The sequence below is a fragment of the Clostridium grantii DSM 8605 genome (genome assembly GCF_900129965.1).
GTDB classification, from domain to species: domain Bacteria; phylum Bacillota; class Clostridia; order Clostridiales; family Clostridiaceae; genus Clostridium_AF; species Clostridium_AF grantii.
Window position 1 is genome coordinate 92,239 of the sequence record NZ_FQXM01000013.1, and the last position, 23,330, is coordinate 115,568.

The window sequence follows — 23,330 nt, forward strand, 5'->3', positions numbered from 1 at the left end:
TACAAACTTTTGCTTGTTTCGACAACCATATAAACTTTAGGTTTTTCCTTTATATTTTAAGATTGATGTTCTTTTAAAGCTATTTTCCTATATTTGGAAGGTGAAGTGTTAGTAAACTTCTGAAATCTACTTACAAAATAATCCGTATTTTTATAACCAACGCTTTCAGCTATTTCATAAATCTTTTTATTTGTTCTACTAAGTTGCTTTTTAGCTTCCTCAATCCTAAGTTCATTTAAATAATCATTAAAATTAATACCAAAATATCTTTTAAATTGTTGCCCCAAATAAACTGAATTCATATAATATTTTTCAGATAATGCCTTTAAACTTATGTCCTTCATATAATTTTCTTTTATATATTTTTCGATTTCATTAATTACGCCCATGGAATTCCCTTGTTGCAATTCCTTAATATAGCAACTACTTTTCAAGCAAAACTTTAAAGTTTTTTCCTGTACTTCTTGAAGGTTAAAGTTTTCCATATTATATACAAAATAAGAATATTTCTTTGAAAATAAATCTACTTCTCCACTTAGCTCTACCATGATTTTCATAGTTTTAATAATCACATTATTAATATAAATTTTCACAGCTTCTACAGGTGCTAAACTACTTTGAAATTGCTTAAATACAATTGCTAGTTCCTTTTGAATTTCACTATATTCACCCATTTCTATGGCTTTTACCACAGTTTTAACAGATAAAGTTTTCTCTAAACTAAAAGTCATCTCTGGTTTCTTAATCTGCTCATAATAAATCAAACTATCTTTCTCTTTATAGAAACTATACTCCACAGTTTTTAAACATTGTTCATAAGAATCCTTTAGTTTATCTAAAGAATTTATTTTTCCTCCTAAATAAATTGAAACCACTAAATTATCTATTTCATTTGCTTCTTGTAGGAAATTATTTATTCTTCCATTAAAAGTATTGTCTTCTTTTACATTTTCTTTAAGAATAACCTGAATTTTGTTTTTACTTTCTTTAATAATATAGAAATAATCTTTACTTTTTAATATTGATAAAATTTGATTTTTATTTATCTTATTTTGTTCTTCCCCAAATTCATCCTTGTATCTTTGCTCTAGTTTAATAATGCAATACCTTAAGATTTCATTTTGCTTCAATTTCAACTTATTATCTAACCATTCTACTTCAACAATACTCTGTTGATTTTTAATTAATTTTTCCACAAAACTTTGAGTAAACAAATTATTTGTACTTTCAATTAATGTTTCTACTTCTTTTTCCTTTTTTATTTCCTCATGAATTTCCTTAAGTTTTTCTATTAATTCATCCTCATCAATGGGTTTTAAAATATAATCTTTAACTTTATATTTAATTGCTTGCTGAGCCAATTTAAACTCATTATAACCACTTAAAATTATGAATTTGGTTTTTAAATTTAACTCTTCCACACAATGCTTTATTAAATTTATTCCATCTAATCTAGGCATTCTAATATCAGTAATTACTAAATCCGGCTTTGTTTTTTCTATTTTACATAAAGCATCTTTACCATCCTTAGCTTCCCCACAAACAACATAACCTTGTTCTTCCCAATCAATTAACACCTTTAAAGCCTTTGTAACAAAGGGTTCATCATCAACTAATAAAACTTTAAACATATTAAATTTCTCCTTTCGTTAGTTCATTTGTATTAAGGGAATTGCAAAGCACACTTTAGTTCCCTGATCCTCAATACTTTCAATATCAAAATAAACAGAATTTGAAAATTCTAAATTTAATCTTTTATATACATTAATTAATCCCACACTATTTTCAAGTTCCTCATCATTTTTATCTTCCCTATAAAGTTTAGCTTTTATTTTTATTAACTTATTTTTTTCAATTCCAACACCATTATCTTTAACTTGCACACATAATCTATCCTCAATTATATTTACATCAATAGTTATTTTACCTTGTTTTTCTGATAGTTCAATACCATGGATACTAGCATTTTCAACTAAAGTTTGAATAGTCATCTTAGGAATTTTATAATTCTCAATATTATCTCCAGTATTTATAATATAGCTAAGTTTTTCACCATATCTATACTTTTGGATTTTCAAGAAATCTTCCACAAATTCCAATTCTTCTCTTATCTCTATAATATCATGATTCCAATTAACAATTCTTCTAAATATCTTAGCCATATATTTTATGATATCAGCAGTTTCATTTTCTTTTTTTAATACACATCTAAGCCTAACAGTATTAAGAGTATTATATAGAAAATGGGGGTTAATCTGACTTTGAAGAGCTTTTAACTCAGCTGAATTCTTTTGAATTCCTGCTTCGTAAACCTCATCAATTAAATTTTTTATTCTTAAAGTACTTCTATTAACTTCTTTTATCAATACCCCTATTTCATCCTTACCTGGGTTTACTTCCATTAATTGAAAGTTTTTCTCTGGCAACTCATTAATATGGTTGGATACAAGCTCTAATCTACTTTTAATAGAAAAAGATACCATTATTATAATTATAGTCGTAATTATTAAACTTATAAAAGCTGTGAAAACAACAATACTGGATGATCCACCAATATTCTCTGATAAACTTTTTTCTTCAAAAACCCCAATTAATGTCCACTGATTCAAATAACTACTTTCACCAAAAGACTTGCTAATAACATAATCGTTTTCAGTAAAATAGTCACTATTTAGCTCCAGATATTCATTCCAATTGTTTGAATACAAAGGATTATTAGAAAAAATAACTCTATTTTCTCCATCTATCAAATACAAAGTACCTTTAAATTTTTCTCCTCTAAGCACTTCCTTAAAAGAATTAATGCTCAAATCAATTTTAACAAATTTATTTTTTCTATCATTTACCTGCAAATTATTCAAACTACTGATAACACTAATATATCTTTTATCCCCTAATAATCCTTTTGTTCCTTCAACTATATTAGGAAAAATAATATTTCTTTCATTTGAATTTAAGTAAGTATTATACCAATCTGCTTCTTTTACTTTATAATCCAAAAACAAAACATTTCCCCCACTTGGAATGGTATTGTTAGAAGTATAAATATTAATATTCGCAATTTGATTATAAACAGGTTCAAATCTTTGTACATCTGTTTGAATATATTTTTTATATTCTGTTAAATAAGTAGATACATCCTGATTCTCATTCTCTAATATTTTATTAAGCTCACTATTTGAATTCAAAATCTGTCCAACTCTAACACATTGTTCAACCTGAGTTGTTATGTCTATAAGTACCCTATTCATAGATTGCTCTGTATTTGTTTTTTCTTCTTTTTTTACATTTTTTGAAATAGACATATAAAATATACTATTAATGGCCACTATAGGTACCAAAACACAAAACAAATAAATAATCATAATCTTTCTTTTTATGCTAATATCATTAAGCCACTCTATTAATTTTTTTAAATGTCTTACTTTATTTTTCATAGAAACCACCCTTGATAATTTAATTGCTTATTTGTATTATATCATAACTTATATTAAAAAATAAATTTTCTAAAGCCCAAAATAGGCAAGCAACTATTTACAGTTACTTACCTTAATTTTACAATTTTATTCTTTAACTCCGCCTAATGTAAGTCCAGTAATAAAGTATTTTTGTAAGAATGGATATACACACAATATTGGAGCTGTAGCTATAATTGTCATTGTTGCTCTAATGGAGTTAGGTGTTACTGATTGAGATCCTCCCTTAGCTGAGTAATCCGGTCCTGATGCACTCATATTCTGCTGCGCAGATGCTAATTTTTTCATAAGTTCATATTGAAGAGTACTTAGTTTTTCATTACTCGAAGCAAAGATATAAGTATCAAACCAAGAGTTCCATTGACCAACTGAAATAAATAAAGCAACAGTTGCTATAACCGGTAATATTAATGGAGTAATAATTTTAATTAATACTTGCATTTCATTAGCACCATCAATTTTAGCTGATTCTATTAAACTATTAGGTAATCCTTCTATATAAGTTCTGATAATAATTACATTAAAAGCACTTAAAAGAGCTGGAACAATATAAACATTAAAACTGTTTAATAAATGTAGTGATCTAAAAAGAAAATATGTTGGTATAAGACCTCCACTAAAATACATTGTTAAAACTAAAATTGCAGTTAATGGTTTTCTAAACACAAAATCTTTTCTACTAAGTATATAAGCTAATATAACGTGTGCCACAAGAGAAGTAGTTGTTCCTATTACTGTTCTCAAAACAGAAATCATAGTTGCATGATAAATTGTAGTATCTTTTAAAATATTTTTGTAATTATATAAAGTAAATTCTCTAGGCCAAAGATATATTCCCCCTCTTAATGAATCTGTAGCATCGTTTAAAGAAACTGCTATCATATTCAAGAAAGGATATAATGTAACTATTAATAAAAAAGTTAAACTTATATTTATGACCGTATCTACTATAATATCTTCTTTACTTGATTTGTAAAATCTATGTCCACTCATAAATGATTCCTCCTTATAGTAAACCTTCGTCACCGAATTTTTTAGCTACTGTATTCGCTGCGAATAACAATATAATACTTACTAAGCTTTTGAAAATACCTGCAGCTGTAGCAAATGAATATCTATTCATAGCAATACCATATTTAAGAACAAATATATCAAGAACTTCTGAAACTCTGATAACCATTGAATTTCCTAATAATAATTGTTGCTCAAATCCAGCATTTAGTATCCATCCACATTGCATGATTAATAGAATTTTTACCGTAGGCATAATTCCTGGGATAGTAATTTTAAAGATTCTTTTAAGTCTTCCTGCTCCATCAATACTAGCTGCTTCGTATAAACTAGGGTCAATAGCAGTCATGGCTGCAAGATAAATAATTGCATTCCAACCTACTTCTTTCCACACATTACTTAAAGCAATTATCCACCAAAAATATTTTTCTTTACCTAACCATAAAACTGGTAAATCTAAAATATGTAACTTAACTAGAATAGTATTTAATATACCTCCATCTGTAGATAAAGTCATATAAACCAAACTTGCAGCTACAACCCAAGAAATAAAATGAGGTAAGTAGGAAATAGTTTGTACCACTTTCTTAAACATCATATTTCTTACTTCATTTAAAAATACCGCTAAAGTTATAGCTGTAACAAATCCAAAGGTAATATTCAAGAAACTCATTCCTAAAGTATTTCTTAATACTCTTACAAAAGTTTCATCTGAGAATAAATCTTTAAAATGTTTTAATCCTACAAATTTTGATCCGCTAATACCTAGTGCTGGCTTATAATCTTGAAAGGCCATTAACCATCCCCATATAGGAACGTAATAAAAAACCGCAATATAGATTATAAACACACTTGACATAATAATTAAACCTTTTTGTTTTTTACAGGTTTTTAAAAATTCCCCGTTAGTTCCTTTTTTCTTTTTATTATCTATAGATAATTTTTCTTTTTCGGAACCGTTTACTAAATCTGTCATTTTTGTTCCTCCTCACAAGCTTTGTCTTAATTAAATTTTATTATAGATACCGTTTACCAACAACCTAAGAAAATTTAGTTTTTCCCTTTAAAATCTTAGATGTGTTAAATAATATCCTCTTTATATTTAAACCAATGGAAATAAACTACATTATTACTTTCTTCTTTATTGCTACTAGCATACATTCCTAGAGTAGTTCCAACAAAGCCACCTGCTATATCTGTGCTTAAAATTCTTCCGTCAATGTGGTCAACTAATATTTTCATATCTTCTGAATCACTTAATTCAACTCCACTTTCTTTATAATAAAAAGTCAGTACCTGTCCCCGAGCTTTTACTTTTAAGCAAAGTTTGCTTGCTTCTATTTCTTTTTCCGCTAAAACTTGATTTTCTCCATCTGTGCATTTAATTAATTGTAAAACTTTCTTTGAGTTTTCTATTTTATAAACAAGTTGAAAATTGAATAAATTACTTTGCAATAATACAAGTCCTGCTGTTTCCCCTTCTTTTTCTGGTGTGAATTCTAATAAAGTACTAGCCGAAAAATTTATATGTTGCTGCCTTCTAATAATTAAACTTGGATTAGCTAAATCATTTATACTTTCAGGTCTCAATTTCAAAGCTAATAAGCCTTTTTCTTCTTCTAAACTCCAAAATTTTTCTCTTGGGGTACGAAGAAAGTTCCATTTAAAATCTAAGATTCTTCCTTGAAAATTATCTAAATCTAGGTATGGTTTGATTTCCGCTTCTTTATCTTTTAAATTAAGCATATCATAAGTCCATTCCACCTTACCTGTCCCAGGACTTAGTACTGGCCAACCATCTTCCCATTCCACAGGAACTAAAAAAGTTTCTCTTCCCATATTTCTAAAATAACCACCATAAGGACGTGAGGCCAAGCAAACACACCACCACTCTCCATTTTCAGTTTCTACTAAATCTCCATGACCCACATTTGTAATAGGAAAATTTTTACCTAAATGTCTATGGGTTAAAATTGGGTTTCCTGGATTACCTATATAAGGACCTTTTATATTTTTGCTTTTTGCAATAGTTAAAGCGTGATGATGCGCTGTACCAGCCTCAGAAATTAATAAATAATACATGCCATCAACCTTATATATATGAGGTCCTTCAGGCCAAACAGCATCTTTTAATGCTCCTCGCCATATACCAATATCTTCTCCTATAAGCTTCATTTCTTTTAAATCTAGTTCTTGCATCCATATTTCACAATTGCCATCATAAGCTTGTCCTTCTGGCGCGTATCTATTACCTGTGTAATAAACTTTTCCATCATCATCAAAAAATAATGAAGGGTCTATGCCTGGTGAATCTAAATAATAAGGATCTGACCATGGTCCTGCTGGATTTGTTGCAGTTACTATAAAATTACCTTTTTTATCTACATTTGTTGTAATCATATAAAAAATCCCATCATTGTATCTAATGGTAGGAGCAAAAATTCCCTGAGATTGTTCCAATCCATCTAAATCAAGTTGAGATTCTCTATCTAGTACATGGCCAATTTGTTCCCAATTAACTAAATCTTTACTATGAAAAATAGGTACTCCTGGGAAATATGCAAAAGATGAGGTAACTAAATAATAATCTTCCCCCACTCTGCAAATTGATGGATCTGGATAAAATCCTGGAATTATTGGGTTTTTAAATTTTGTCATTGAATACACCCCTTTGTTTTAATTGCTTTAAATATACATGACGCCATTCACAACATCAACCCAAAAATCAAGCTAAAAATATAGAAAATTAAATAAAAAAACTCCAAAACCACTTATTGTAAAAATGGTTTTGGAGCATATTATTAAGTAAACACTACTCTTTATTTCCTTTGTTTTCTTTATTTTCAATGCTATCTTCAATTTCTTGCAACACAGGATTTTGTAAAAACATTATACAATAAGCTATAATACTAAAAATAAATATAATTAAGATATTTATTTTAAAAGCAAGATAAACTAGCCCTCCAGCAATAACAACATTTGTTATTGCAATATGTACTTTCTTAACAAAATATTTAATTGCAATTTTCAAAGTATCTTTAGCTCTAAAGTAAAATCTTGAAACTATAGGGAATACAAATAGTCCAAAGGCAATAACAAAGAGCCCTAATATTTGAACAACTCTAGTTAGTATAGCAGAACTATAATTTGAATTTACAAATAATAAATCAAAATATACAATCATAATAAACAAAATGAAAAGTATCCAGTAAAATATGCCTTCAAAGAAATTCTTCTTATAAGCCCCGAAAAAGTGGCTTGTTAAATTTACATCCTTTTCTCTCACAATCTTGCCCATGGTACTAAGCAAAGCTAGAAAAGCTGGTCCAATTGGAATACTTGATAGAAAAAATAAAAAAGTATATCCTTCTACTGGATTCATAAGATATAAAGTAAATACAAATATAAAAGGTATGTTTAATAATAAAAAGTATATATTACCTAATAAAAACCAAAATATATAATTTGTTAATACATATATTGGGCCTTCTCCGAATTCTCTTTTTTTCATGGTGATCCTCCTTTTAGTTAGTTAGTTTGTTAGTTGTTCGGTGTTAGAGGTTTCGATTTCCTCAATTTTTTCTTCAATTTGTTTTTTAGTAAGAGTACATAAAAATGTAATCTTTGTATTAAGTGCTTTATTTAATAAATCAATAGCTTCCTTTTTTTCATTAAAAGCTAATTTTACTAAAGCAAAATTATAATAAGGCTCAGGGAAATTAGGAATTTGTTCCAACAAATCCTCATAAATTTCTGTAGCTTTATCATAGTTTTTTTGTAATAAATATGTTTGACCTAAGTTATCAAGAATAACTTTGTCAGTACTGTCGTAACTAAAAGCTTCTAAATTGAATTTTAAAGCTTTTTCATAATCTTTGTTTAACAAATAAAAACATCCTAAATTTTGATATATGTAAGTAGCTTTTATATTTTTGTTATCTAACTCTTCTAAAATTTCAATGGCTTTGGTTAAGTTTCCTTTTTTATATTCTATTAAAGATATATTTCCTTTTAAAAGTAGTTCTTCTTTTTCATTTAATTTTGAACCTAATAATTCATTAAAAACTTCATGTGCTTCCTCAACTCTGCCTTGTTTAAGCAAAAGATTTCCATAAAGTAATTTGGTTTCCTTTGCTCCTTTCTTCTTGTACTTACAAGCTTTTTTATAATAATTTAAACAAGCATCCACATCTCCTCTACCATAAGCTCTATTACCTTTTATTTTCAGATAAATTGAATGTATTTTTAACATATGTTCTCCTCCAACTTCTATAAAAACTTATCTTTATTTATTATATATGGAAATTTATATATTATCAAATATAAAAGGGTTGGAAGTTTATAGCTCACGGTTATGGAACACTATGCAACTCTTTCTTAGTCACGAAAGCTTTAATTGTGTCCTTAGTTTTAATTTTTCAACCAAAACTTCCACCTTTTTATTCTTTTTATTTTTAAATTTTCCCTAAATAAAAAATAAGCTTATCAATTTCCTTAAAAGTATTGTAAAATCCAAAACTTATTCTTACCATTCCTGGTTCATGGCTATTATATTTTATTCTCTCTGCTACTTCTTGTTCACTTAAAAGCAATAATTTTTGCACATAAGGTTGAGCACAAAAACATCCATTTCTAACAGATATGGCTCCTTTATTTGATAAAAATTCAGCTACTTGCTCATGATTGAAATTCTCTACATTAAAAGGAATTATCCCTAAATGTTTGCTTTGAATTGAATTTTCATCATAATTATTTAATAAATTCTTTTTTTTATCTCTACTATTTTTTACTACATTTCTATAGATATCTGAACTACCGCAATAAAATTTTATATTTTTAAGACTATATAATCTTTTTAGGGCATATTCAGTTAATTTTCTTTCATATCTTTCAATATTATTCATGCCCATGCCAGATAAAGTATTCATAGCTGATACAAGTGCAACTGCCCCCACTACATTTGGTGACCCTGGTTCATTTTTTAAGGGACTATCGTTCCATTTTACATAATCGTGAGTTACAATATCTACATTACCTCCCCCAGGATAATCAGTATCAACCTCTTGAAATAACCATTTTGGTCCAATCAAAACACCGCATCCTAAAGGCGCATACATTTTATGAGCTGAAAAAGCTAAAAAATCAATATAATCATCTTGCCTATATCCATTCATATTAACACTGGCATGAGGAACTAATTGTGCTGCATCAACCATTATCATAGCATTATACTTATGAGCAATAGAAGCAATTTTATGGATGGAATTTTTATATCCTGTCACATTAGAAACCCCAGTAACTGTAACTAATCTCACTTTACCACCATAATAATTAAGCTTATCTTCTAAATCTTTTAAATTTAACACTCCTTGGAAATCAACATTTATATAATCTAAAGAGAATTTTCTCCAAGGCAAATCATTGGAATGATGCTCCATATCAGTGGATAATATTATATCATCCTTATATTTTTCATAAATCACATTTGAAAGTTTGTTAATTGCTTCTGTGGTATTTTTAACAAAGATAACGGTATTTTTTTCTTTATTGGAATGAACGAAATTTCCTACTGCTTCCCTGCAATTATCGTATATTTCAGTAGATAATTGAGATTTATATCCAAATCCTCTATGTGCTGAGGCATAAATTGTTAAAAATCTCATTACATCTTCAAGTACAGGTTTTAAAATAGGAGTAGTTGCTGCATTATCAAAGTTAACAGAGGTTTTTTTCACGCCATTTTCCAAGGGCACTTGATAATCCAAACCATAAACCAGTTTTCTCATATCACTAATGTTCATACTATCACTTTCCCTTCCCTATTAATATATTATGCACTTGAATTTTCTGTGCTAGGGAAAGAAAGAAGATTTTATTCAATTATCCTTTACTATTTACTCAATAAACTATTGATAACTTTCACATCTTCCTCTACTCTTTCTGTGGAAGAAACAATACCTAATATATATTTACCACTTTCATATTCTTCAATATTATAAAAATCATTTGAATCTAAATAAACTCCAAAAACACCTTCCTCATTTTGAGCTAACTTAGAATCTAATAAATTCACTCCAGATACCTGTTTTAAATCTAGAAAGAATCCTTCTTGTAAGTAAGCATTATACATTTCTTCCGGTAATATAATCACATCTATTTGTTTTGCAGCAACCTTAGCCGTAAATTTCTGTGCCATATTATAATCCAATTGAAGTACATTATTTTGATCTGGCATTAAAGAATAATAATCCACACTAGCTAAGGTTCTATCATCTCCCTGATAGAGTAATTTTGTAATATCTTCTCCAATTTCTGCATTTTTTTCTGTATCCAAATATCCACCTATTACTGTTAAATTAAAAGCATATATTTCCCCATTTACCATACTATTTACTACGGACACAACTATAGATATAAGTATAATGCCTCCAATAATAGGCAACTTATAATAATCCCATATATATTCTCTTTTTTGCTTGTTAGTCATTTTGCTGAAATCTGCCATTTCCTTACCTCCACTTAATTTTTATTTTTACATTGATTTTTTTCTTTATACACATTTTCATTTGCTTGTATCCTTAGTCTATCTACATTCCTTGAATCCTCAGGGAAAATAGAATATCTTATCCCCCTGTATTGCATGTCCATAATTATACCTTTACATTATACTACAATAATACCATAATACCATGATTTTTATTCTAAAGCTTTATATGTTGAAAAATTTGTGAAAATAAACAAAAATGAAATTCAAACTTCTTTGTATTTTAGATTATTTTTATTTATTTTATAAATATAGATAAATATAATGGTTATTTCAATACCAATAAAATCATCTTGAAAAAATTCACATAAAATATTTTTGTTTCGCCAAAAGTAGTGTTTTTATGTCATTGGAAAAATAAGGTTATCGTGATATAATATATCTAAGGTGGATACTAATATTTTCGGGTGGGGTGATTTATAAAATGTGGTTTTATTATATTAATAACGAGAAATTTGGTCCTATAACAGAAGATGGCTTAAAAAATAAATTTAAAAATAAAGAAATAGATTTTTGTACCTTGATTTGGAAAGATGGTATGACTAACTGGCTTCCTGCACATCGAGTTTCTAGTTTTAAAACATTACTTGATTTACCTAAGGATTTTGAACAAAATAAACAAGGCCCTAATAACCAGGCCCTTGTTGCACTTTCACTTATTGTAATTTGTATAATTTTTTTATTGCTTTTTGTTTTTGATATTTTATAGTTCCTACATAAATCATAGGTGTAAATCACATCTATGATTTTTACCTTGCCATTTGACCAGCCATATTTAATAAATTCCATGGTTTATTATAGTGAGGTTGGAAAAAGAAGTCTACAAAAGCTAGTTCATCAATTGTCATTTTATTTTGAATACAAACTGATATTGTATTGATGGATTGAGTCATATCCGCATTAGATATAATCTGAGCTCCCAAAATTCTTCTACTCTCTTTTTCAAAAACAACTTTTAAAATAGCTTCTTCATAAGTAGGCATAAATTCTGGACGAACATTATCTTTAACTGTAACAGTTTCTACCTTTAGTCCCTCATCTATAGCACAATTCTCAATTAATCCTGTAGAAGCTATATTGTGATTATAAATTTTTATACCTGAAGTTCCTTGTGTTCCCATATATTTAACTTTTGGTTCCACTAAATTCAGTGCCACTAAAGTACCCATTCTAACAGCATTAGTAGCTAAAGGTATATATTTATGTTTTCCAGTTGGATTATAAACTATGGCACAAGAATCTCCTGCCGCATAAACATCTTTAGCACTAGTTTGCATATACTCATTAACTTTAATTGCTTTATTAGGCAACATATCCACTTGATTTTCCACCAAGTATGTATTAGGCTTAAATCCGATACATAAAATAACTAAATCAGTTTGATACTCACCTTTATCTGTAATTACTTTGCTTACTTTTCCATTTTCCCCTTCAAATTTAGTAACCAACTCTTTTAAGGCCAATGTAACTCCTTTTTCTTTAAAAGTAGCTTCAGCTAAATCAGTGAATTCTTTATCTAAATATTTACTTAAAATTCTTTCTTCAGCATCTATCAAAGTAACTTGTTTGCCACCCATTTCAAAAGCTTCAACCAATTCTACCCCAATATATCCTGCACCAATAACCACAATATTCTTAGCTTCTTTAGCTTTTTCAATTATAGTATTTGAATGTTGAAAATTCTTAGATAATAAAATGTTTTCTAATTCATAGCCTTCAATTTTAGGTTGAATTGGCCAAGAACCTGTAGTTAAAATTAATTTATCATAATCATCTTCAAACTCTTCATTAGTTTTTAAATTTTTTACTTTAATTTTTTTATTTTCAGTATTTATCTCTAAAACATCATGAAGCATCTTTGTATTAACTCCAAGTTCTTTTAATGCTTCAGGGGAACTATAAAAAAGTCCATTAGGATCTTTTATAACCCCTCCTACATATAAAGCAATTCCACAAGATAAAAACGAAATATTATCATTTCTTTCATACACAGTAATTTTTGCTTCCGGATATAATTTTGCAATATTTACAATTGATGCTGTACCCGCATGAGTACAACCAACAACAACAACTTTCATAATAATTCCTCCTAAATATAATTTTATATATGTAATTTCTAAAGATTGATAAATTTTAAACTATCTAATAATTATTATACATTACTTAATAACTATTTTCAATAGATAATGATTATTTATTTAATAACTATTTTTATTTTATAGCTACCTTTATATTCTTTCTTTATAAGAATATTTGATACAAGAAGAAAAACATTAAGTTTAAAACCTTTTATGCAAATAAAAAAAAGAAAGATGTTTTATGAACATCTTCCATTTTTATTAATTATATATAAATTCTTGTAGTCCTGCTTTTAATTGTTCTAAATCTGTTACTAAATAATAAATTCCATCAATTTTTTTACCTTCTCCATCAACTGGAAATCTTTTATCTTCAACGTTAGATATATTATTTGTTATAACTGAGGTTGACATTTTTAGTATTTCTTCATCACTCATACTTGTTTCCACCATAGAAGCTATTTTAGGAATCAAATCATATTTTTTAGCATTAGATAAAGTCATTATCTTTTTAAACATAGCTGCAAGCACTGTACGTTGTCTATCAGTTCTTACAAAATCTCCACCAGCTTCATAACGAATTCTTGAATAAGATAAAACTTGTGCCCCAGATAAATTGTAAATACCTGCTGCATCCACCCCATCAATATGTTTCACTTCATCATCATGAACATCAATAGAAACACCACCAATTAAATCAATGATTTTTACAGCATCCCAGAAATTCACAGCCACATAATCTTTTATGTTTAAGTCAAAATTGCTATTTAAAGTACTTATAGCAAGTTCTGGTCCTCCGTAAGCATAAGCATGATTGATTTTTGTATTGCCATGACCAGCTATTGGCACATATGTATCTCTCATTATAGAGCTTAATTTTATTTCACTAGTTTTTTCATTTACAGTTATTATAATAATAGAATCTGAACGTGCAGGATCGCTTTCATCTCTTCTATCCAAACCGTATAATACGAAATTATAAATAGATTTTTCTACGGCTTCAACTTCTTTTTCCGGTGAAATGCTTAAATTTTCATTAGATTTATTAATTTCTACATTTTTAATATTATTTGCTATTGAATTGTACTTATAAATGCCATAGCCAATGATTAGTAATACAGGTATAAGAATTGCTACAATTATTTTATACTTTTTTTTCATATTAGTTTCTCCCTTATATAAGCTTTAAGCTTATTAAATACTCTTTTACAAACTAAACTGTAGCTGACGTATTATATCCTTCTGGATTATTACTTTGCCATCTCCAAGAATCCTCACACATATCTTCTAAATCTTTTGTAGCTTTAAAACCTAATTCTTGTTTTGCTAAATTACAATCAGCATAACATTCTGCTATATCTCCTGCTCTTCTGTGAGATAAATTATAAGATATATGTTTTTCTGAAGCTTTTCTATAAGCATCAATCATTTGAAGTACACTATATCCTTTACCAGTACCTAAATTGTAAGTCACAACTCCAGGATTACTTTTTAATTTTTCTAAAGTTTTTAAATGTCCAATAGCAAGGTCTACCACGTGGATATAGTCTCTTACTCCAGTCCCATCAATAGTAGGATAATCGCTACCAAAAACTTTTAAAGCTTGTAACTTGCCTACTGCTACTTGAGAAATATATGGCACCAAGTTATTAGGTATACCATTAGGATCTTCTCCAATAAGTCCACTTTTATGAGCTCCTACCGGATTAAAATATCTAAGAATTCCTATATTCCAACTTTTATCTGAATTATATAAATCTCTTAAAATCCCTTCTATGTAAAGCTTAGTTCTTCCATAAGGATTTGTTGCACTTAATGGAAAATCTTCTTTTATAGGCACTGACTGAGGATCTCCATAAACAGTAGCCGAAGAACTAAATACCAAATTTTTCACATTAAATTTTTTCATCACATCACATAAAACTAAAGTACTTACTATATTATTTTTATAATAAGATAACGGTATTGTAACAGATTCTCCTACTGCTTTTAAACCTGCAAAATGTATTACTGATTCTATATTGTTATCTGAAAATATTTCTTCCATAGCTTTTTCATCTAACACATCACTCTTATAAAACTTAAAATCTTTTCCCGTTATTTTTTTTACTCTGTTTAAAGCTTCCTCATTACTGTTTAATAAATTATCCACCACTACAATTTCATAACCCTTTTCAATCAATTCTACACAAGTATGACTCCCGATATAACCTGCTCCACCCGTTACTAATATTGCCATTTAAACCCCTCCACTTTAATGAATATATAAAAATATTGGCCCAAATAAATTTAAGCCAATATTTTTATTATTTTTTATACTAGCACTTTTCGTAAATATTAACTTCCATATCCTTTTCTAACAATTCACTTAACTGTGGAATAACTTCAGTAAAATGACTGGTTTTTGTATGTATATCAAGTATTTCTGGACTTTCCCATTCTTCAAGGAAGGTTAAAACATTTTCCTCATTAATGTCTTGATATAAATCATAACTTATATTTCCTTCTTCTTTTTTTGTCTCACTTAATAATCTTTCACAACATTCTTTAAATTTATTTACTTGTCCATTTTTAACAGTACATTTTGCAACAACTTTAATCATTTTAACCCCTCCAATATTTTATGTAAATGTATATTCTTCCAATTTCTTATAATTAAAAGTTAATCTCATTATATCATTGTGTATATGAACATTCAATTATCAATATTAAAGTTATTTCAGGAAATTATTAATTATTACTTCCATAATACAACATAATAAGATAAAATATTGAATAATGATTAAATTTATTAGATTTTTATTAATATTAGGAGGAATAAAGTTGAAAAAGCTATCAATACTTACCATAATACTAATGTTACTCACTTCTACAGTTGGCTGTACTCATAATACAAACCATGTTACTTCAAATAAAATCACTACATCCACTACCACTGAAAATACAATAGTGAAATCTGTTGATATTAAAAGCGTAAAAACCAACTTATCTGGTGAAATTTTAAAAGGAACCAATTCTACTTTTTATGAAGATTATATTTACTACATTAATGAGGATTATGATCTAGCTAGAATAAACCAATCTGAACAAACTGTTGAAATTCTTACTGAACTAGAATCCCCAATAATAAATTTTACTTTGTATGAAGATAAAATCTATTATCAAACTGAAAAAGATTCAGCTTCAAAGGTTCTTAAATCTATGAATCTGGACGGCACCAAAGTAGAAGAAAACTGGTGGATAGGCAAAAATATTAACCACACCAATTTATTAGAAAAAATAAATTTTTTCAATGAAAAAATCTATTATATACAAGACAATTCTATATACAAAGTGGACTTAGATGGCAAAAATGAAGAAATAGTGTACGAGCCTACTGTGACCAAAGAAACTACTGGAGTTAAAACTCTTTCCTTTATAAATATCACTGATAAAGCTATTTATGTACTATGCGAGAAAGATAACAATAACATGATAAATCGCATAAGCTTAGATAAAAGCTACATAGGTGATGATAAAACTAAAATCTTAAAAACTATACTTAACTATAATAAAGAAAAAGAGCTTAACATAAATGATATTCTTCGTTTTGTGGATGATGGTGTATATCTGTTAACGGGTAATACCTTAGATAAAATGTACAAGCTTACCGAAACTGAAAAAGATTTAAAACAGATTTTTACTGGGTACCACATAAAAAACTTCTTTATAACAAAAGATTCTATATATGTTTTAGATAATGGAAATAACCTTAATAAATTAATAAAATTGTCCCTAGATGGTTCAAAAGAAGAACTTATAAAAGAAAATATTGTCTCCTTTGCTCTAGAAACCGATACACTTTTATTAGCTGAATACAAAAATAATATTTTTTCCATAAATGAAATGAATTCTTCTGGAGAAACCACTAATTTATTAAATATCAATGGAAACCTTGAAAATATAAATTTGATTGAGGGTGAAAATAATATTTTACTTTCAACAGATAACTTAGGGCTTTATATTATAAATAAGAACAGCAAAAACATAAAATTAGTGGATAAAACTTCACTTAATATTAATTTAAAAGATAATTTCATTGAATATAATGCAGATGAAAATGATTTTCCTGGAAGAATATTTATGGTTCAATAAATTAATTATATTTGCTTTTAACTACAAAAAAAGTACTGGTTTCTGCGCCGGTACTTTTTTTTGTATTTTGTTTAATTAAATAACTCAATTACGATCCAAAGCTTCTGGTTTTGAAAAATGATATCCTTGAATAATAAAGCAACCTAGCTGAACAAGATTAACACATTGCTCTCTTGTCTCTACCCCTTCAGCTATTAAATTAAAATCTAGCCCTTTAGCTATGTAAATAATACCTTCTAATAATGTATTTATCTTATCATTTTCCCCTAATTGGTCAATAAATGATTTATCTATTTTTAATTCATCTACATCAAGTTTGATTAAATAACTAAAAGAAGAATACCCCGTTCCAAAATCATCAATAGATATTCTCATACCAAGCTCGTGAATTTTTTTTAGAATTTCATTAACTTTGTCAATTCCTTCAATGATAACTTCTTCCGTGATTTCAATTATAATGTTTTCGCCCTTTATTTCATATACATCAATCATTTCACTTAAATAGCTCACAAATCCAGGGGACATTAAATGAGAAGGTGAAATATTAATGGATACCTTTATTTCCTTGCCATACTTTATACATAATCTTTTATAATCCGTAAAAATCTTTTTAACAATTATTTCTCCAAAAACAATAGATTTATCCATTCTTTCTATCATAGGAATAAAAATATTTGGCCCTATTCTGCCACCAACAGGTAATATCCATCTAGCAAGAGCTTCAACACCATAAATTTCATTTGTTCTAGCATCAACTTTCTTTTGATAATACATTTCAAATTCTTCACTAGCTAAAGCATTTTGTAATAACTTTTTTATTTCTTCATCATTTCGAATAATTTCCTCAAAACTTTTATCATATTCAATAAATCCTGACTTATTGTTTTTCTTTGCATATGTTAGTGCAATGCTTGCCCTTTGATAACACTCTTCAATATTTATATCCCTTTTATCATAACAAGCATAACTTATATAAAATTCAACTTCCTTGTCCATATTTTGAACCAAAAAACTATTTTTAAAAACCTTGTTCATATAATGTAACCATTCCATTAATTCTTTTTCAGAAACTTTTTCAATCCAAATAGCAAATTCATTACCGCTAGTACGAGCTAGTAACTTTGATTCTTTTTTTATATCACTAAAAATATTAGCCCATTGAACCAAAACCTTATTGCCTATTGTTTCCCCATAAATTGAATTAATAAGATTTAAATTCTTAAGATTATAAAATATAATATATCCTTGTTCCACTCCATTACTAGCTCTTTCTGCTAATTGTTTCTTAAATAATTTTTGATTAGGCACTCCAGTAAGTTCATCATAATAGGCTATTTTATATGTAATTTCTGCACTTTTTTCAATCATTTCAATATTACTATGAATGTATTTTCTAATAGTAGCCACTAAACCTTGCATGGTAATCAAAACTAGTAAAAACACTACAAAATGTATAATCCATTCTGCATCTCTTACATGTATAACCCAGCCTTTATTGTAAAGCTTTGCATTAATCCATAAAACAATAAATAATCCACTTGAAAACAAAGATACAATAATGCTTTTTACCTTTGTTAATAAAAGAACTGAAATCAAATTGCTAAGTAATATTAGTATTATGCCTGAACTATTAAACCCTCCATCCACAAAAGATAAGACTCCCACTATAATAGGCATAGAAATAGTTACCATAGCCTTAATTTCAGTGCTTATTCTTTTTTTTAAACTAATGATAATCAATAAAATAAAACTAATAATAATATCTATAATTACAAATTTTTTTGGCACCGGACTAAAATATATAGCAATAGCTGATACCAATGCTACAACTATGCCCACGGGAATTATTAAATCAAAGGTTTCTTCTATTTTCTTTCTGATCATATTGTCGTATTTATTTATCAATTATTATCACTTCCTTACTACTACCATTCTATCACAATTTATTCTATAATTTAAACAAAATCTACAAAATATTTTTCCCCCTTTGTGATCAACTCCCTATTTCAATTTGTCAGATTTTGGGGGCGTAGTGGACAAATTATGACTTGCTTTTATTTTTCAATATTTTTGGCTAAATTGTTATTTAGTCTAAAAAAACATCAGATTTCTCTGATGTTTGATAGCTTGGATTATTTTTCCAATTTTCCCCAAGGGTCTGGCCCCCTTGCGAGGGGAAATGCTTTATGCCCCGAGCTTGCCCAAATTTCCTATAATTTCCTATAGTGGAACGGAAGGATTTTTTTGTTTGCTATTCAAACATTCTTTTTAAATCAATGTTCAATCCCTGGAAAACTTCTGATTTTATCACTTCATCATAATGGTATCCGACTACTTTAGATGGTGTTTTGTTTTCAAATTTATAGCAAATAGCATTTTTGTTAATAGGATTTATTATCCAATATTCCTCAACACCTGCTCTCAAATACAAATCTAGTTTAGTTACATAGTCATGACTACTATTTGATGGTGATACAACTTCTATTATCAAAGTGGGTATACCTTTATAACTATTATCTATAATTTTATCTTTATCACATACTACAAAAACATCTGGCTGAACTATATTTTTATTATTACTTTCATCTAGAATAGTTACATCCAAAGGTGCTACAAAAGGCTTACACTCTTTTTTATTAAAATAATTTTTTAGAGCAAAAAATATGTTTCCTACTACATTTTGATGTTCAATTGATGGGGAACCCATCATATATATTTTAGAATTTATAAATTCACATCTATCTTCACTAGATATTTTTAAATATTCCTCATAGGTATATACTTTCTCTTTATGGGCTAACAATAACACTTATCCTCCTTTTTATCTAAATTACTAATCAACACCTTACTTATATTATACCCTAATGCTCCATTCATTTTCACTATTTTATCGCAATTTTTATTTTATAAATAATAAGTCATAAAAAGTCCAATCAAACAACTTAACGTTTTAATTGAACTTTAATTTTCATTTGTTAATTCTAAAATTTTACTATATAAACTACTATTAATATAAATATTATTTTTTATGAGCTCATCCATCAATGGTTTTACACTATTGATTACACCCATTTCTTTGGCCTTAATCAAGATTCCTAATGTACCTGTTATAGTAAATCCCAAATGTTTTGCATATTTTCTAGCAAGTAAATCTTCTATTATGCATAAATCTGCTTTCAATTCATCTGCTAATATCATTACTTCAACTTCACCTTTATGAAGACTGGTTTGAAAAAATTTTCTAGCATCCTCATTTTTAATTTCTTCTACTATTAAAAAATTATTATTCCTTAAGAAATCAGCTCCAATTCTTGCTTCACCTTCTAAACAAACTTCTTCATAAACACCATATGGAACATATACTCTACCATAAAGTTCTTTTAACACTTCTAATTTATTTATTATAGAAAGTGAAATTAATGGTGTAGAATTAACTACAACTTTATGCATTTTTTATATCCTCCAATAATTCTTCTTCATTTTCAAAGTTAAATATTGATATTCCTTGCTCACCTAAATACTTTATAAATTTTTCTTCACTCATTTCAGCTAAAATTGCACATTGTCCTATAGATAATCTCTTATCTTTATAATATTTTACTGCTGCAGTTACCTTAAGTTCTTTTATAAACTCATCTTTACTTTCTCTAAGTGTTAATAAAATTTCTTGTGGAAACATTATATTTGCTTCAACGTTCAAAATCTATCACTCCTTCTATACAATTATATCTCTTAATTATTATATCATATTCTGAAATTAAAAGTACAAAATAAAATGTTACATACTATTTCATTATCTGAAAAAAGTAATAAACAATTTGTAGGGTAATAAAATTTCGCCCAGCTTATCTCTCTCGTTGTTCTCATTTCCTTCTCAACTACTTGTACCTGGAAAATTTTGTGCCCGAGAGTTCTTTGCAAAAATTTCCTGTGGTGGAACGGAAGGTTTTTTTGTTTGCTACCCACGAGCTTACTATGTTTTTTGACTTACTTTTCCTTTAAAAACATTAATTTTACCTTCTAACTCCATAATTGAAATTTTCTCTATTATATCAATTTCACAATCTTTGAATAATAATACTAGTTCTTCTAAGTTTTTTGATTCTTTACATATTGCTTCAATTATTAATTTTTCTATAGAATCATAATCTAGTAATTTTTTATGTTGATTATCTGTTTTTATTTTCACTTGTTTATATGAAGTAGTAGTTTCTATTTTTCTATTATCTATGATATTTCCTAATAATTGCTTTGGATTTATATAGATTCTAGCTCCTTCATTTAATAAATTGTTAGATCCTTTACTTTAAGAATTATAAACACTGCCTGGAGCAACATATATTGGTTTGCCATATTTTTTAGCGTACTTTGCTGTTATTAATGAACCACTATTTTCACCTGCTTCTACTACAAATACTTTTTCGCTTATTCCACTAATTATTTTATTTCTCTTAGGAAAATTCACTGAATTAGGTGGTATACCTGGAGGGTATTGTGAAAGAAGTACTCCCTTCTCTGTTATTCTTTCCATAAGTTTTATATGTTCTCTTGGATAGCATATATCTAATCCACAGCCTAATACTGCAACAGTATATCCATTTTTATTTAAACAAGCTGTGTGAGCATAGGAATCTATTCCTTTAGCCATATCGCTTATAACCGCAATATTATTTTCAGCTAAACATACTGCTGCTTCTACCGTTATTTTCTTAGCATATTCACTACATCTACGAGTACCTACAATAGCTAATCCTTGTAAATTTTCTTTTAAATTTCCCCTGCAATATAATATGGTTGGCATTTCAGTGATATTCTTTGCTTGGATTGGGTAATTGAAGGAATTTAAAGTAATAATATCTATATTGCCATTAATACATTTCTTCAAGATAGTTTCGGCATTTTTTAAATTTTTAGATTTTACGATATTTTCTGCTGCCTTAGCGAATCTAAAGTTCTTTTATTAAATTCAGCTATTTCATCTAAGAATAAGACTCCATTATGAGCTAGGGAAATTTGTCCAGGTAGTTCGTATTATATGATTTTCTTTGAAATCATTAGTATCAGTGTATTCTTTAGTTTTTTCTAAAAATTGAATAACCTCAGTTAAAGTTTCAAAACCAAATAAATTAATACCACTAACCAAAGATGCTTCCCTGATATTTTGCTTAGGTAAAACAAGATTATTAATCCCTCTGCTCTTAGCTTCCATTACCATAGGTAAAACTCCAGTACAGGGTCTTAGGAAAGCATTTAAAGACAATTCTCCAATAATCATGGGATAGCTACTCCATTTATAATCCTCAGGCTTATCTACCATATTCGCTCTTACTGGATTTAAGTGAATATACCTACTAGCCCCTAATACATATTCATCAGTCTCAATAATTTCCGAACCATATCTCCCCTGGTATAAGTGACCAACATAATTATATTTATCATTGAATTTCATAGCATACAGCCCATTAATTCGTCTTATAAATTCTTTTATATGAATGCTTGTAGTTTGTACTTGTAAGTGAACATGATTGGACATTAAACATGTGCAATTGAGCATTTTCATACCATATTCTTTTTTTTCTTGCCATTATAGGACTCCTTTTTTTTATTTATTATAAATTATTGACTATAACTCTATGTATTAATCATATAAAATATAAAAACAACAAAAAAACATCAGATTTCTCTGATGTTTGATAACTTGGATTGTTTTACCATTTTTATCCACGGGTCTGGCCCCATGTCCGTAAAGTTTAGAATATTTAAAAAATATAGAATATTAAATAATATTTATTATTTTCTTCAAATGCTATACTTATCATTTATGTGAAAAATATTACATTAAAATTAGTTAGAACTATCCTTAAATATAATACCTGAATATGGTAATATATCCATTTAGATTATTGATTGTTTAATATTTTAAGCTACAGCTTTTTTTTCCATGAATGTTTCAAGTATAGCTTCTATGATGTCAAGAGATGTTTTTTTACTTTTTTTTCTTGATTTTATACCATTTTTTAGAAATATTTCATTTATTAACTGAAATAAATTTAACAAAGTAAATTGATCATTAAAGAAAACTTGTTT

General features: G+C 27.8%; 21 protein-coding genes and 2 pseudogenes. 2 read left to right on the plus strand and 21 right to left on the minus strand.

The genetic code is table 11. From position 1 onward, the window contains the following. Window positions 1-56: 56 nt before the first annotated feature. From BUB83_RS12375 to BUB83_RS12415, 9 genes are all read right to left on the minus strand, one after another. Complete coding sequence (locus BUB83_RS12375) at window positions 57-1,631, minus strand: response regulator transcription factor (RefSeq protein WP_073338782.1); 1,575 nt, start codon at window positions 1,629-1,631, stop codon at window positions 57-59. A gap of 18 nt (window positions 1,632-1,649) precedes the next feature. After that, window positions 1,650-3,437 carry a sensor histidine kinase gene (locus tag BUB83_RS12380; protein WP_073338783.1) on the minus strand — a complete coding sequence of 596 codons (1,788 nt, stop codon included), beginning with the start codon at window positions 3,435-3,437 and terminating at the stop codon, window positions 1,650-1,652. A gap of 126 nt (window positions 3,438-3,563) precedes the next feature. Next, entirely contained in the window at window positions 3,564-4,469 is a 906-nt protein-coding gene (locus BUB83_RS12385; protein WP_073338784.1) for a carbohydrate ABC transporter permease, read from the minus strand. A 13-nt stretch (window positions 4,470-4,482) separates the two neighbouring features. Further along, entirely contained in the window at window positions 4,483-5,463 is a 981-nt protein-coding gene (locus BUB83_RS12390) for an ABC transporter permease (RefSeq protein ID WP_084133548.1), read from the minus strand. Window positions 5,464-5,567: 104 nt separating this feature from the next. Then, the gene (locus BUB83_RS12395) at window positions 5,568-7,145 is read right to left on the minus strand and encodes a glycoside hydrolase family 43 protein (protein WP_073338785.1); all 1,578 of its coding nucleotides are present in this window, start codon (window positions 7,143-7,145) and stop codon (window positions 5,568-5,570) included. 154 nt (window positions 7,146-7,299) lie between these two features. Further along, a complete protein-coding gene (locus BUB83_RS12400) occupies window positions 7,300-7,998 on the minus strand; it encodes a DUF624 domain-containing protein (RefSeq protein ID WP_073338786.1) in 699 nt (232 codons plus the stop codon). 21 nt (window positions 7,999-8,019) lie between these two features. Next, on the minus strand, window positions 8,020-8,739 hold the full coding sequence (locus BUB83_RS12405; protein WP_073338787.1) for a tetratricopeptide repeat protein: 720 nt from the start codon (window positions 8,737-8,739) through the stop codon (window positions 8,020-8,022). A 202-nt stretch (window positions 8,740-8,941) separates the two neighbouring features. Further along, window positions 8,942-10,288, minus strand: a complete 1,347-nt coding sequence (locus BUB83_RS12410) for an aminotransferase class V-fold PLP-dependent enzyme (RefSeq protein WP_073338788.1) — start codon at window positions 10,286-10,288, stop codon at window positions 8,942-8,944. A gap of 89 nt (window positions 10,289-10,377) precedes the next feature. Next, window positions 10,378-10,992, minus strand: coding sequence for a hypothetical protein (locus BUB83_RS12415; protein ID WP_073338789.1), 615 nt, complete (start codon window positions 10,990-10,992; stop codon window positions 10,378-10,380). 451 nt (window positions 10,993-11,443) lie between these two features. Here BUB83_RS12415 and BUB83_RS12420 point away from each other — a divergent pair, with 451 nt between their 5' ends. Next, a complete protein-coding gene (locus tag BUB83_RS12420) occupies window positions 11,444-11,740 on the plus strand; it encodes a DUF4339 domain-containing protein (protein WP_143160540.1) in 297 nt (98 codons plus the stop codon). A 40-nt stretch (window positions 11,741-11,780) separates the two neighbouring features. On the opposite strand, the gene BUB83_RS12425 is transcribed toward BUB83_RS12420, so the two are convergent. From BUB83_RS12425 to BUB83_RS12440, 4 genes are all read right to left on the minus strand, one after another. After that, on the minus strand, window positions 11,781-13,109 hold the full coding sequence (locus BUB83_RS12425; protein WP_073338791.1) for an FAD-dependent oxidoreductase: 1,329 nt from the start codon (window positions 13,107-13,109) through the stop codon (window positions 11,781-11,783). Window positions 13,110-13,370: 261 nt separating this feature from the next. Beyond that, window positions 13,371-14,270, minus strand: coding sequence for an LCP family protein (locus BUB83_RS12430; protein WP_073338792.1), 900 nt, complete (start codon window positions 14,268-14,270; stop codon window positions 13,371-13,373). Between the two features lie 52 nt (window positions 14,271-14,322). Then, a complete protein-coding gene (gene galE / locus BUB83_RS12435) occupies window positions 14,323-15,348 on the minus strand; it encodes a UDP-glucose 4-epimerase GalE (RefSeq protein ID WP_073338793.1) in 1,026 nt (341 codons plus the stop codon). A 79-nt stretch (window positions 15,349-15,427) separates the two neighbouring features. Beyond that, complete coding sequence (locus BUB83_RS12440) at window positions 15,428-15,712, minus strand: putative quinol monooxygenase (RefSeq protein ID WP_073338794.1); 285 nt, start codon at window positions 15,710-15,712, stop codon at window positions 15,428-15,430. Between the two features lie 220 nt (window positions 15,713-15,932). On the opposite strand from BUB83_RS12440, the gene BUB83_RS12445 reads away from it, so the two are divergent. Next, window positions 15,933-17,243, plus strand: a complete 1,311-nt coding sequence (locus tag BUB83_RS12445; protein ID WP_073338795.1) for a DUF5050 domain-containing protein — start codon at window positions 15,933-15,935, stop codon at window positions 17,241-17,243. Between the two features lie 84 nt (window positions 17,244-17,327). Here BUB83_RS12445 and BUB83_RS12450 read toward each other — a convergent pair whose 3' ends face one another. From BUB83_RS12450 to BUB83_RS23070, 8 genes and pseudogenes are all read right to left on the minus strand, one after another. Then, window positions 17,328-19,148 carry a bifunctional diguanylate cyclase/phosphodiesterase gene (locus BUB83_RS12450; RefSeq protein WP_073338796.1) on the minus strand — a complete coding sequence of 607 codons (1,821 nt, stop codon included), beginning with the start codon at window positions 19,146-19,148 and terminating at the stop codon, window positions 17,328-17,330. Between the two features lie 346 nt (window positions 19,149-19,494). Beyond that, window positions 19,495-20,052, minus strand: a complete 558-nt coding sequence (locus BUB83_RS12455) for a Uma2 family endonuclease (RefSeq protein WP_084133550.1) — start codon at window positions 20,050-20,052, stop codon at window positions 19,495-19,497. Window positions 20,053-20,204: 152 nt separating this feature from the next. Continuing rightward, window positions 20,205-20,693: a PIN domain-containing protein gene (locus BUB83_RS12460; RefSeq protein ID WP_073338798.1), complete on the minus strand. Its 489-nt coding sequence runs from the start codon at window positions 20,691-20,693 to the stop codon at window positions 20,205-20,207. Further along, window positions 20,686-20,943, minus strand: a complete 258-nt coding sequence (locus BUB83_RS12465) for a UPF0175 family protein (protein WP_242950677.1) — start codon at window positions 20,941-20,943, stop codon at window positions 20,686-20,688. Before BUB83_RS12465 ends, BUB83_RS12460 begins: the two co-directional genes overlap by 8 nt. Window positions 20,944-21,216: 273 nt before the next feature. Next, window positions 21,217-21,432, minus strand: a complete 216-nt coding sequence (locus BUB83_RS12470; RefSeq protein ID WP_073338799.1) for a hypothetical protein — start codon at window positions 21,430-21,432, stop codon at window positions 21,217-21,219. Window positions 21,433-21,549: 117 nt separating this feature from the next. Then, on the minus strand, window positions 21,550-22,128 hold the full coding sequence (dprA, locus tag BUB83_RS12475) for a DNA-processing protein DprA (protein WP_073338800.1): 579 nt from the start codon (window positions 22,126-22,128) through the stop codon (window positions 21,550-21,552). A gap of 47 nt (window positions 22,129-22,175) precedes the next feature. Continuing rightward, window positions 22,176-22,512 (minus strand): annotated as a pseudogene (locus BUB83_RS23065) (ATP-binding protein); the annotation flags it as partial. An 81-nt stretch (window positions 22,513-22,593) separates the two neighbouring features. Next, window positions 22,594-22,803 (minus strand): annotated as a pseudogene (locus tag BUB83_RS23070) (transposase); the annotation flags it as partial. Window positions 22,804-23,330: the final 527 nt, after the last annotated feature.